12 protein-coding genes are annotated in these 12,172 nt (G+C 68.4%); all 12 read right to left on the reverse strand.

Annotated elements, in window-relative coordinates; all coding sequences use genetic code 11:
• Nucleotides 1-57: 57 nt before the first annotated feature.
• The 12 genes from nuoK to ACFYY8_RS12560 all read right to left on the reverse strand — a co-directional run bounded on the left by nuoK (nt 58) and on the right by ACFYY8_RS12560 (nt 12,045).
• The gene (gene nuoK, locus ACFYY8_RS12505) at nt 58-354 is read right to left on the reverse strand and encodes an NADH-quinone oxidoreductase subunit NuoK (RefSeq protein ID WP_352010911.1); all 297 of its coding nucleotides are present in this window, start codon (nt 352-354) and stop codon (nt 58-60) included.
• On the reverse strand, nt 351-1,289 hold the full coding sequence (locus ACFYY8_RS12510; RefSeq protein ID WP_390040030.1) for an NADH-quinone oxidoreductase subunit J: 939 nt from the start codon (nt 1,287-1,289) through the stop codon (nt 351-353). Before ACFYY8_RS12510 ends, nuoK begins: the two co-directional genes overlap by 4 nt.
• Nucleotides 1,282-1,797: an NADH-quinone oxidoreductase subunit NuoI gene (gene nuoI / locus ACFYY8_RS12515; protein ID WP_271216307.1), complete on the reverse strand. Its 516-nt coding sequence runs from the start codon at nt 1,795-1,797 to the stop codon at nt 1,282-1,284. The genes ACFYY8_RS12510 and nuoI overlap by 8 nt, the downstream gene beginning before the upstream one ends.
• On the reverse strand, nt 1,784-3,136 hold the full coding sequence (gene nuoH / locus ACFYY8_RS12520) for an NADH-quinone oxidoreductase subunit NuoH (RefSeq protein ID WP_390040033.1): 1,353 nt from the start codon (nt 3,134-3,136) through the stop codon (nt 1,784-1,786). The genes nuoI and nuoH overlap by 14 nt, the downstream gene beginning before the upstream one ends.
• Nucleotides 3,137-3,143: 7 nt before the next feature.
• On the reverse strand, nt 3,144-5,612 hold the full coding sequence (locus ACFYY8_RS12525) for an NADH-quinone oxidoreductase subunit G (RefSeq protein WP_390040035.1): 2,469 nt from the start codon (nt 5,610-5,612) through the stop codon (nt 3,144-3,146).
• Nucleotides 5,613-5,676: 64 nt separating this feature from the next.
• On the reverse strand, nt 5,677-6,963 hold the full coding sequence (gene nuoF / locus ACFYY8_RS12530; protein WP_390040037.1) for an NADH-quinone oxidoreductase subunit NuoF: 1,287 nt from the start codon (nt 6,961-6,963) through the stop codon (nt 5,677-5,679).
• Nucleotides 6,960-7,661, reverse strand: a complete 702-nt coding sequence (gene nuoE, locus ACFYY8_RS12535) for an NADH-quinone oxidoreductase subunit NuoE (protein WP_390040039.1) — start codon at nt 7,659-7,661, stop codon at nt 6,960-6,962. Before nuoE ends, nuoF begins: the two co-directional genes overlap by 4 nt.
• Nucleotides 7,658-8,971 carry an NADH-quinone oxidoreductase subunit D gene (locus ACFYY8_RS12540; protein ID WP_390040095.1) on the reverse strand — a complete coding sequence of 438 codons (1,314 nt, stop codon included), beginning with the start codon at nt 8,969-8,971 and terminating at the stop codon, nt 7,658-7,660. Before ACFYY8_RS12540 ends, nuoE begins: the two co-directional genes overlap by 4 nt.
• Nucleotides 8,972-8,988: 17 nt before the next feature.
• Nucleotides 8,989-9,666, reverse strand: a complete 678-nt coding sequence (locus ACFYY8_RS12545) for an NADH-quinone oxidoreductase subunit C (protein WP_390040041.1) — start codon at nt 9,664-9,666, stop codon at nt 8,989-8,991.
• Between the two features lie 53 nt (nt 9,667-9,719).
• Nucleotides 9,720-10,271 carry an NADH-quinone oxidoreductase subunit B family protein gene (locus ACFYY8_RS12550; RefSeq protein ID WP_352010918.1) on the reverse strand — a complete coding sequence of 184 codons (552 nt, stop codon included), beginning with the start codon at nt 10,269-10,271 and terminating at the stop codon, nt 9,720-9,722.
• Between the two features lie 2 nt (nt 10,272-10,273).
• Entirely contained in the window at nt 10,274-10,633 is a 360-nt protein-coding gene (locus ACFYY8_RS12555; protein ID WP_352010919.1) for an NADH-quinone oxidoreductase subunit A, read from the reverse strand.
• Nucleotides 10,634-10,767: 134 nt separating this feature from the next.
• Complete coding sequence (locus tag ACFYY8_RS12560) at nt 10,768-12,045, reverse strand: geranylgeranyl reductase family protein (RefSeq protein ID WP_390040044.1); 1,278 nt, start codon at nt 12,043-12,045, stop codon at nt 10,768-10,770.
• Between the last annotated feature and the right edge of the window lie 127 nt (nt 12,046-12,172).

The raw sequence follows: 12,172 nt of genomic DNA on the forward strand, positions 1-12,172 counted from the left end.
CCGACCACCCCACCGGAGTGCGGAACGATCTCAGCGAGAGATTGCACCTGCCACCTCTTAGTACTTCAGCAGGTTCGCGTCGTCGACCGACGCGGACCTGCGGGTTCGGAAGATCATCACGATGATGGCCAGACCGATCACGACCTCTGCCGCGGCCACGACCATCACGAAGAACGCGATGATCTGGCCGTCCAGGTTGCCGTGCTGTCTGGCGAAGGTGACGAACGCGAGGTTGCAGGCGTTGAGCATGAGCTCGATGCACATGAACACCACGATCGCGTTGCGTCGTGTCAGGACACCGATGCCGCCGATCGCGAACAGCAGTGCGGAGAGCACCAGATAGTGGGTGGTCACTTGCCGTCCTCCTGGTGGGCTTCCCGTACGGCCTCGCCCGTCGCGGTCTCGTCCGTGACGGTCTCGTCCACGGCTTCGTCCTCGGTGCCGGCCTGGGAGGAGTCCTGGGCGACGTTGTCCTCGACGACGGCCCGCGCGTCCGCGTGGGAGTCGTCCGGGGTCACGTCCTGCTCCGCCAGCCGCTCCTCGACGAGGATCTGCTTGACGATCGCCGCCCGCTGGGGGTCGGTCGGCGTGACGCCGTCCTCCTCCTCGTGCCTGGCGAGCACCCGGTTGATCGACTTGGTCGCGATCGTGCCGTCGGGCAGCAGGGCGGGCATGTCGATGGCGTTGTGCAGGGCGTAGGTGCCGGGGCCGGGCAGCGGCGAGGGCTGCGGACCGCTGAAGCGGGCGCGGGCCAGGTCACGCTGGGTGGCCTTGGGCCGTACGCGCTCGCGGTGGGCCAGGACCATCGCGCCGAGCGCCGCCGTGATCAGCAGCGCCGAGGTGACCTCGAAGGCGAAGACGTACCTGGTGAAGATCAGCTGGGCCAGGCTGGGCACGTTGCCGCCCGCCTGCTTGACCGCGTTCTCCAGGCCCTTGGCCGGGCCGATCAGCGTGTTGCCGACCGCGAGCGCGAGCAGGGCCGCGAAGCCCAGACCCGCGACGGCCGCCCAGAACCGCTGTCCCTTGATCGTCTCGACCAGGGAGTCCGCCGAGTCCACGCCGACGAGCATCAGCACGAACAGGAAGAGCATCATGACCGCGCCGGTGTAGACGATGATCTGCACCGCGGCCAGGAAGGGCGCGTCCTGGACGGCGTAGAGAACCGCCAGGGAGAGCATGACCACGCCCAGCATCAGGGCCGAGTAGACCGCCTTGCGGCTGAAGACGAGGCCGAGGGCCGCGCCGACGGAGACCACCGCCAGCACCCAGAACGTGATGGTCTCACCCATTGTTTCGTCCCAGCCGGTAGTAGTCCTCTTCGGTCTCGCCGAGGCGCATGGCGTGGGGCGGGGCCTCCATGCCGGGACCGAGCGGCGCCAGCAGCATCTCCTTGGTGTAGATGAGGCTCTCGCGGCTCGAATCGGCGAGCTCGTACTCGTTGGTCATGGTCAGCGCCCGGGTCGGGCAGGCCTCGATGCACAGGCCGCACAGGATGCACCGCAGATAGTTGATCTGGTAGGTGCGCCCGTAGCGCTCGCCCGGCGAGAAGCGCTGCTCGTCGGTGTTGTCCGCTCCCTCGACGAAGATCGCGTCGGCCGGACAGGCCCAGGCGCACAGCTCGCACCCGACGCACTTCTCCAGGCCGTCGGGCCAGCGGTTGAGCTGGTGACGGCCGTGGAAGCGCGGAGCCGTCGGCCGCTTCTCCTCGGGGTAGTTGACCGTTTCGACCTTCTTGAACATCGTGTGGAAGGTCACGCCGAACCCCTTGACGGAGTTCAGCCAATCAGTTGCTCCCACTGGGAACCTCCTTGCGCGCTACCCCGTGGTAGTGCGGCAGGTCGAGCGGCGGCACTGGGAAGCCACCCGCGGCCGGTTCTGCGTCGAGCTGCGCGAACTCCGCCTCGACCTGGGCCGCCTTGGCGTCTCTGCGCTTCTGCAGCACGTTGTCGAAGCGCCACCACAGCGCGAAGCACCCGACCAGCACGAGGCCGGCCAGGATCAGGATCAGCTGCCTGTTGACGCCCGGGATCTGGAAGGCCTTCATGGTCGCGACCAGGAGGATCCAGCCGAGGTTGACCGGGATGAGGACCTTCCATCCGAGGGCCATCAGCTGGTCGTAACGGACTCGCGGCAGCGAGGCGCGGCACCAGATGAAGAACGAGAAGACGAGCACCATCTTGAGGAAGAACCACAGCAGCGGCCACCAGCCGGTGTTGGCCCCCTCCCACATGGAGATCGGGAACGGCGCCCGCCAACCACCCATGAACAGGGTGATCGACACCGCGGAGACCACGAAGACGTTGACGTACTCGGCGAGCATGATGACCGCGAACTTCAGCGAGTTGGAGTACTCGGTCTGGAAGCCGCCGACCAGCTCGCCCTCACCCTCGGGCAGGTCGAAGGGGACCCGGTTGGTCTCACCCAGCATCGTGATGACGTAGATGAGGAAGGAGGGGATGAGCAGGATCATGTACCACGAGGGCAGCTGCAGGGTCAGCCCGCCGAGCGTGACCTCCCTGCCCCCGGCCTGCGAGGCGACGATCTCGGAGGTGGACAGCGTCCCGGCGTACAGGAAGACGCCGACGAACGACAGGCCCATCGCGATCTCGTAGGAGACCACCTGGGCGCTGGCCCGCAGACCACCCAGGATCGTGTACGGCGAGCGCGAGCCCCAGCCCGCCAGGACGATGCCGTAGACGCCGATGGAGGCCATCGCCAGCACCAGCAGCACCGCGACCGGCAGGTCGGTGAGCTGCAGCGGGGTCTTGACGCCGAACATCGAGACGATCGGCCCCATCGGGATGACCGAGAAGGCGAGGAAGGCCGGGACCGCCAGGACGACCGGGGCGATGAAGTAGATCACCTTGTCCACGGTCCTGGGCATGAGGTCTTCCTTGAGACCCATCTTCAGACCGTCGGCGACCGACTGCAGAAGACCGAACTTACCGGCCCTGTTGGGGCCGTAGCGGTTCTGCATGCGGGAGATGAGCTTGCGCTCGAACCACACGCCGAACAGCACGCCCAGCATCAGGACGACGAAGATGACGACGGCCTTGATGATGCTGATCCAGAGCGGGTCGTGGCCGAAGTCCGCAAGGGACGGATCGCCCGCAACCGCGAGCAAGTGCGTATTCATTGGTCGCTCACCGCTCCTCATTCACTTCGCGGACGGCGCCCGAGACCTGGGCGGCGGTCGCGGCGCCGAGCCTGACGACGTCACCGGCCGTGGCGCGCAGGTCGCGGGTCACCGAACGGCCCGCGGAGTTCGCGGGCAGCCACACGACCCGGTCGGGCAGGTCGGCGACCAGGACCGGCAGGCTCACCGAGCCGCCCTCGGCGGTGACGGTGATCTCACCGCCGTCCGTGAGACCCGCCTCGGCCGCGGTCGCGGCGGAGACCAGTGCGACGGTCGCGCGCTCGGTGCCCGCGAGGTAGGGCTCGCCGTCCTGCAGGCGGCCGTCGTCGAGCAGCCGGTGCCAGGTGGCCAGGATCGCCTCGCCCTCCTTCGGGGCGGCGGTCCTGGCGGCCCCCACGTTCGGCGCCTCGGCCCTCGGGCCTCGCCAGGCGCCGATCGCGGCCAGCTCACGGCGGGCGGCGGCGGGGTCGGGCAGGCCGAGGTGGACGTCCATCTGGTCGGCGATCGAGGAGACGACCCGCAGGTCGCTCATGACGCCGGGGACCGGGACGGCCGCCTCGAACGTACGGCCGCGTCCCTCCCAGTTGACGAACGTGCCGGCCTTCTCGCTCACCGAGGCGACCGGCAGCACGACGTCGGCGCGGTCGGTGACCGCGCTGGGGCGCTGTTCGAGGCTCACGATGAACGGGGTGTTCTCCAGGGCCGCCAGGGCGGCCTCCGGGTCGGCCAGGTCGTAGGGGTCCACGCCGGCCACCACGAGGGCGCCCAGCTCGCCGCCGAGCGCCGCCGTCAGGATGGCGGAGGTGTCACGGCCGGGGGTCGAGGGCAGCGAGGAGACGTTCCACGCCCTGGCCACCTCGGCGCGGGCGTTCTCGTCGTCGATCGGCCTGCCGATGGGCAGCAGGTTCGGCAGCGCGCCCGCCTCGACGGCGCCGCGCTCTCCCGCCCGCCTCGGGACCCAGGCGAGCCTGGCGCCGCTGGTGTCGGCGAGCCGTACCAGGGCCGAGAGCGCGCCCGGCACGGTGGCCAGCCGCTCACCGGCGAGGATGATCGCGCCTTCCCGCCTGATCTCCTCGGAGATCGGCGAGACACCGGAGACGAGGTCCTCGACGGCCGCGGTCTCCGCGCCCGGCAGGGTGCGCACGAGTGTGCCGCCCATCTTGGCCAGGCCCTCGGTGGCGAACGGCGCGACCGAGAAGACCTTCAGGCCCTTCTTGCGCCACGCCTTGCGCAGGCGCAGGAAGACGATCGGCGACTCCTCATCGGGCTCGAAGCCCACCAGGAGCACGACCGGGGCCCTCTCCAGGTCGCGGTAGCGGATCTCGATGCCCTTGCCCGCGACCGCGTGCGCCAGGAAGCGCTCCTCCTCGGCGGAGTGCGGCCTGGCGCGGAAGTCGACGTCGTTGCTGCCGAGCGCGATCCTGGCGAACTTGGCGTAGCCGTACGCCTCCTCGACGGTGACCCGGCCACCGACCAGGACGCCCGCCCTGCCCCGCGCCGCGGCCAGGCCGCGGGCCGCGACGGCCAGCGCCTCGGGCCAGGAGGCCGGGACCAGGTGGCCCTCCTCGTCACGGACGAGGGGGGTCTTGAGCCGGTTGGGCTGGGTCGCGTAGGTGAAGGCCCAGCGACCCTTGTCGCAGTTCCACTCCTCGTTGACCTCGGGGTCGTCCCCGGCCAGTCGGCGGGTGACCTTGCCGCGGCGGTGGTCGGTGCGCAGCGAGCAGCCGCTCGCGCAGTGCTCGCACGCGCTGGGCGTGGACACCAGGTCGAACGGCCGGGCCCGGAAGCGGTAGGCGGCGCCGGTGAGCGCGCCGACCGGGCAGATCTGCACCGTGTTGCCGGAGAAGTAGGACTCGAACGGCTCGCCGTCGGCGGTCCTGACCTGCTCCTTGGCCCCGCGCTCGAAGAACTCGATGAGCGGGTCTCCGGCGATCTCGTCGGAGAAGCGGATGCAGCGCGCGCACTGCACGCAGCGCTCGCGGTCCAGCAGCACCTCGGTGGACAGCGCGATGGGCTTGGGGAAGGTCCGCTTGCTCTCCTGGAAGCGGCTCTCGCCCTGGCCGTTGGACATGGCCTGGTTCTGCAGGGGGCACTCGCCGCCCTTGTCGCAGACCGGGCAGTCCAGCGGGTGGTTCAGCAGCAGCAGCTCCATCACACCGCGCTGCGCCTTCTCGGCGACGGGCGAGGTGAGCTGCGTCTGCACGACCATGCCGGGGGCGACCTCGATGGCGCAGGACGGCTGCGGCTTCGGGAAGCCCCTGCCGTTGCCCGCGTCGGGGATGTCGACCAGACACTGGCGGCAGTTGGCCGCCGGGTCCAGCAGCGGGTGGTCGCAGAACCTGGGGATCTGGATGCCGAGCAGCTCGGCCGCCCGGATGATCAGCGTGCCCTTCGGGACGCTCACCTGGAAACCGTCGATGGTGAGGGTTACCAGTTCTACCGGCGTCTGCGCCGGGGTGGTCGCTTCGACGGTCATGGCGCCTCCTCCGTCGGCCTCATGACCGAAACGGTGCTGTGCTTGCCGGTTGCGTGCCGTCCGCTCACTTGTTCCCCCAGAGCCTTGAGGGGGCGTGGTCGAACGGGCAGCCGCCGATCTCGAAGTGCTTGAGGTACTCGTCCCTGAAGTGCTTGACCGACGAGTGGATGGGGCTGGTCGCGCCGTCACCCAGGGCGCAGAAGGAGCGTCCCAGGATGTTGTCCGCGATGTCGGTGATCGTGGACAGGTCCTCCTCGGTGCCCTGTCCCTTCTCCAACCGCTTGAGCACCTGCTTGAGCCAGTAGGTGCCCTCCCGGCAGGGGGTGCACTTACCGCAGGACTCGTGCGCGTAGAACTCGGTCCACCGCAGTACGGCCCGCACCACGCAGGTCGTCTCGTCGAAGATCTGCAGGGCCCGGGTGCCGAGCATGGACCCCTTGGCCCCGACCGACTCGAAGTCGAGCGGGACGTCCAGGTGCTCGTCGGTGAAGATCGGCGTGCTCGATCCGCCGGGGGTCCAGAACTTCAGCCGGTGCCCCGCCCGGATTCCGCCCGCCATGTCGAGCAGCTCGCGCAGTGTGATGCCCAGCGGCGCCTCGTACTGGCCGGGCCGGGTGACGTGGCCGCTCAGCGAGAAGATGCCGAAGCCCTGGGACTTCTCCGTGCCCATCCCCGCGAACCAGTCGGAGCCGTTCGCGATGATCGAGGGAACACTCGCGATCGACTCCACGTTGTTCACGACGGTTGGCGAGGCGTACAGGCCCGCCACGGCCGGGAAGGGGGGCTTGAGCCGAGGTTGGCCGCGATGTCCCTCAAGCGAGTCGAGCAGTGCCGTCTCCTCGCCGCAGATGTAGGCGCCCGCGCCGCTGTGGACCACCAGCTCCAGGTCGAACCCGGTGCCGAAGAGGTCCTTGCCGAGCAGGCCCTTGGCGTAGGCCTCGGCGACCGCCGCCTGCAGGCGGCGGATGACGTGCAGCACCTCGCCGCGCACGTAGATGAAGGCGTGGTTGGCACGGATGGCGTAGGAGGCGATGATGACGCCCTCGACCAGCGCGTGCGGGTTGGCCATCATCAGCGGGATGTCCTTGCAGGTTCCCGGCTCGGACTCGTCGGCGTTGACCACGAGATAGTGCGGCTTGCCGTCGCCCTGGGGGATGAACCCCCACTTCATGCCGGTGGGGAAGCCCGCACCGCCACGGCCGCGGAGACCGGAGTCCTTGACGGCCTGGATGACGGCGTCCGGGTCCATGCCCAGCGCCTTCCTGGCCGCCGCGTAGTCGCCGTAGCCGTCCAGGGTGAAGGAGTCCGGCTGGTCCCAGTTGGCCGTCAGGACCGGGGTGAGAGTCGTCATGATGGCTCAGGTGCCTTCCATCCGTTGGCCTTGGCGACCTTCAGGCCCTCCAGGGAGGCGCCCGCCGCGGAGGGGCCGTCTCCGGCCTGGCCGTCGGGCAGGCCCGCCAGCACGCGCGAGGCCTCCTTGAAGGTGCACAGCTTCTTCGGACCCCGGGTGGGCGAGACGTCCTTGCCCGCCTTCAGGTCCTCGACGAGCTGCTTGGCCGACTCGGGCGTCTGGTTGTCGAAGAACTCCCAGTTCACCATCATCACCGGGGCGAAGTCGCAGGCGGCGTTGCACTCAAGCCGCTCCAGCGAGATCTTCCCGTCCGGGGTCACCTCGTCGTGACCGACCCCGGCGTGCTCGGACAGCTCGTCCCAGATCTGGTCGCCGCCCATGACGGCGCACAGCGTGTTGATGCACACCCCGACGTGGTAGTCACCCATCGGCTTGCGCTTGTACATCGTGTAGAAGGTGGAGACACCGACCACCTCGGCCTTGCTCAGGCCCAGCATCTCGGCGCAGAACTCGTGTCCGGCGTCGGAGACGTAGCCGTCCACCGACTGCACCAGGTGCAGCAGCGGGAGCAGGGCCGACCTCGGCCGGGGGTACCGGCCGATGATCTCCTTGGCGTCGCGCTCAAGGCGCTCACGGACCTCTGGTGCGTACCCCGTGCCCACGGTCGCGCCCCCCTCCTCGTTCCTCTCCTGGTTCATCGGTCGACCCCTCCCATGACCGGGTCGATCGAGGCCACGGCCGAGATGACGTCGGCGACCATGCCACCCTCGCAGGTCGGGGGCACCGCCTGCAGGTTCGTGAAGGACGGGTCGCGGAAGTGCACGCGGTACGGCCTGGTGCCACCGTCGCTGACCACGTGGGCGCCGAGCTCGCCCCGGGGCGACTCGACCGAGGCGAAGGCCTGCCCGGCCGGGACCCGGAAGCCCTCGGTGACCAGCTTGAAGTGGTGGATCAGCGCCTCCATCGAACCGCTCATGATGTGCGCGATGTGGTCGGGCGAGTTGCCCAGACCGTCGGGGCCGAGCGCGAGCTGCGCGGGCCAGCCGATCTTCTTGTCGTCCACCATGACCCGGTCGCCCTTGAGCGGTCCGGAGAGCCGGTCGAGGGCCTGCTCAATGATCTTGAGCGACTCCTCCATCTCGGCCATCCTGACGAGATAGCGGCCGTAGACGTCGGCGGTCTTCTCGGTCGGGACGTTGAACTCGTAGGTCTCGTAACCGCAGTAGGGCTGCGACTTGCGCAGGTCCCACGGCAGGCCCGCGGCCCGCAGCATCGGCCCGGTGACCCCCAGCGCCATGCAGCCGGTGAGGTCGAGGTAGGCGACGTCCTTGGTCCTGGCCAGGTAGACCGGGTTGGCGTCGAGCATCTTGCGCATGTCCTTGATGCGCTGCGGCATGATCTTGAGCAGCTCACCGACCTTGTCGACCGCGCCGGCGGGCAGGTCGACCGAGACGCCGCCGGGCCGTACGTAGGCCATGTTCATCCGCAGGCCGGTGATGTACTCCATCACGTCGAGCACCATCTCGCGCTCGCGGGACCCGAAGAGGAACGGCGTGGTCGCGCCGAGCTCCATGCCGAAGGTGCCGATGGCCACCATGTGCGAGGAGATGCGGGTCAGCTCCATCATCATCACGCGGATGGCCTGCGCCCGCTCAGGGACGCGGTCGGTGATGCCGAGCAGCTTCTCGACGCCCAGGCAGTAGGCCGTCTCGTTGAAGATCGGCGCGAGGTAGTCCATGCGGGTCACGAACGTGGTCCCCTGGGTCCACGTCCGGAACTCCATGTTCTTCTCGATGCCCGTGTGCAGGTAGCCGATGACCGTACGGGCCTCGGTGACCGTCTCGCCGTCCAGGTTCAGCACCAGGCGCAGCACGCCGTGCGTCGAGGGGTGCTGCGGACCCATGTTGACGACGAGTTGCTCGTCCTGCTGTCCGGTGAGGGTCTCGAGCAGTTCCGTCCAGTCGTTGCCCGAGACGGTGTAGACCTTGCCCTCGGTGGCGTCCGTGATCTCTTCGAACGGAGCACTCACGAGTACGACCTCCTCTGGTCGGGCGCGGGGATTTCGGCGCCGCGGTACTCGACCGGGATACCGCCGAGCGGGTAGTCCTTGCGCTGGGGGTGCCCGTCCCAGTCGTCCGGCATCATGATGCGGGTCAGCGCCGGGTGGCCGTCGAAGACGATCCCGAAGAAGTCCCAGGTCTCCCGCTCGTGCCAGTCGTGCGTCGGGTAGACAGAGACCGTGGAGGGAATGTGCGGGTCGGCGTCGGGGCACGCGATCTCAAGGCGCAGGCGCCTGTTGTGGGTGATCGAGCACAGGTGGATCACCGCGTGCAGTTCCTCCCCCTCAAGGTGGGGATAGTGCACGCCGGAGACGCCGAGCGACAGCTCGAAACGCAGCGCGGGATCGTCGCGCAGGGTCCTGGCGACCTCGACCAGGCGCTCACGCCTGACGTGGAAGGTCAGCTCACCGCGGTCGACGACGACACGCTCGATCGCGTCGGCCAGCTCGGGGCCGAGGGCGCGCTCAAGCTCGTCGGCGACGGTGTCGAAGTAACCGCCGTAGGGGCGGGGGGTCGACAGTTCGGGCTTGCGCCGTACGACCAGGCGGCCGTAGCCGGAGGTGTCACCGGTCCCCTTGGCACCGAACATGCCCGTACGGGCGATCGGCTCCTCCGGGACCCCGGGGAGGTTGTCACTGCTCATGTCGGTCCCTCACCGCTCCTCGTCCGTCGCGCGGGGCCGGTCGTCGCGGCACCTCATTTGGCGGTCCCCTGATCGATCAGGGGCAGCGCCCGCAGCGCCTGCAGTTCGAGCTCGTCGATCTGCTTGGCACGATGCGCGCCGAACTTCATGTTCTGGATCTTGTCGTGCAGCTTCACGATCGCGTCGATGAGCATCTCGGGCCGCGGCGGGCAGCCGGGCAGGTAGATGTCGACGGGGACGACGTGGTCCACGCCCTGCACGATGGCGTAGTTGTTGAACATGCCGCCGCTGGAGGCGCACACGCCCATCGCGATGACCCACTTGGGCTCGGCCATCTGGTCGTAGATCTGGCGCAGCACCGGCGCCATCTTCTGCGAGAGCCTGCCCGCGACGATCATCAGGTCGGCCTGGCGCGGAGACGCCGAGGCGCGCTCCATGCCGAAGCGCGCCAGGTCGTGCTTGGGACCACCGGTCGACATCAGCTCGATGGCGCAGCAGGCCAGACCGAAGGTCGCCGGCCAGACGGAGTTCTTCCGCGCCCAGCCCGCGACCTGTTCGACCGTGCTGAGCATGAACCCGCTCGGAAGTTTCTCTTCAAGACCCATGTCTAGTCCCAGTCCAAACCCTTGCGGCGCCACACGTAGGTGTAGGCCACGAGCACGGTGACGATGAACAGCACCATCTCGACCAGTCCGAAAACCCCGAGCTGGTCGAACGCGACCGCCCACGGGTAAAGGAAGATGATCTCGATGTCGAACACGATGAACAGCATCGCGGTGATCATGTACTTCAGCGGGAAGCGACCGCCGCCGACCGGCTGGGGCGTCGGCTCGATCCCGCATTCGTAGGCGTCAAGTTTCGCGCGGTTCCAGCGCCTGGGACCGGTGAAGGGCGCGATCGTCACCGAGAAGATCGCGAATCCCGCCGCGAGAACGGCGAGCACCAGGATGGGTGCGTACAACTCCATCGCTACGCCTCCTCTCCCATCTCCACGCGCGCCGGCGCGCAGCTCATCAGGTCGTTTCTTTGTTCAGGTCGTTGTGCAAGTCTAGGCAGGGCGATCATCGCTCTTGCCTTCCACGTTCCGTACGTTTGCTGAGGTCATGCCGACGGCGTGACCTTCGACAGAGCGTTGATGATGCGGTCTGACGCATCGCCTCGTCGGTCGGTGAGGTTACCAAGGAGTTTGAGCGCGAAGCGCATCAGTCCGGGATGTGGCAGCGCGTGCCTGGCGGCGAAGTCCATCACCCCGCGGTGCCCGATGAGCTCGACGAAGCCCCTGCCCAGGGTGAAGTAGCCGCCGTAGGCGTCCTTCAGCGTCTGCGGGTAGGCCCGCAGCACACGCTCACGCTGCGCCGGAGTCGTACGGCCGAGCGCCTGGACGATGGTCTCGGCGGCCACCTGACCGCTCTCCATCGCGTAGGCGATGCCCTCGCCGTTGAACGGGTTGATCATCCCGCCCGCGTCCCCGACCAGCACCAGACCCCTGGTGTAGTGCGGCTGACGGTTGAACGCCATCGGCAGCGCCGCCCCCCTGATGGGGGAGGTCATGTTCTCCTGGCTGAAGCCCCACTCCTCGGGCATGCCCTTGACCCAGCGCTTGAGCAGGTCGCGGTAGTCCATGCCCTTGAAGGACTCGGTGGTGTTCAGCAGCCCGAGACCGACGTTGGAGGTGCCGTCGCCGACGCCGAAGACCCAGCCGTAGCCGGGCAGCAGCGTCTCGCCGTCCCACAGCTCAAGCCAGATCTCAAGGTAGTCGTCGTCGTGACGGGGGCTGGTGAAGTAGGTCCGTACGGCCACGCCCATCGGGCGGTCCTCACGCTTGTGCAACCCCATCGCCAGCGAGATGCGGGTGGAGTTGCCGTCGGCGGCGACCACGAGGCGGGACCGGTAGGAGACCTCCTCGCCGTCCTTCTTGGCGACCACGCCCACGATGTGGCCGCTGCGGTCGTCGAGGATCGGGCCGGTGACGTTGACGCCCTGCAGCAGACGGACTCCTCCGCGCACCGCGTTGGACGCGAGGATCTCGTCGAAGTCCTGACGGGTGCGGACAAGCCCGAAGTCCGGATAGCTGGCCAGTTCGGGCCAGTCGAGCTCGAAACGCCTGCCGCCGCCGACCACGCGCAGGCCCTTGTTCCTGACCCAACCGGGGGCGTCGATGTCAATGCCCATCGAGATGAGCTGCTTGACCGCTCTGGGCGTCAGCCCGTCACCGCAGACCTTCTCGCGGGGGAAAGTGGTTTTCTCGAGCAACAGGACGTCAAGCCCGGCCTGTGCGAGATGGAAAGCGGTTGTCGAACCGGCGGGCCCGGCGCCGACGACGATGACGTCGGCGTCAGCCTCAGCGACACTCCGCTGTACGGCGGCTGGCACGGTCACGGGACCTGTCCTGTCCTACACGCTTTGAGGGCCTCGGGGTGGGGCCTTTCGTTCCTTTGTGAAGACCTTCACAAACTTGTCGCGCCGAAGTCTAACCCCTTTGCGGCGAGAAGTGTCAGGCGGGTAC

Origin of the sequence: Streptosporangium sp. NPDC001559 (assembly GCF_042893955.1) — a bacterium.
Classification (GTDB): Bacteria; Actinomycetota; Actinomycetes; order Streptosporangiales; family Streptosporangiaceae; genus Streptosporangium.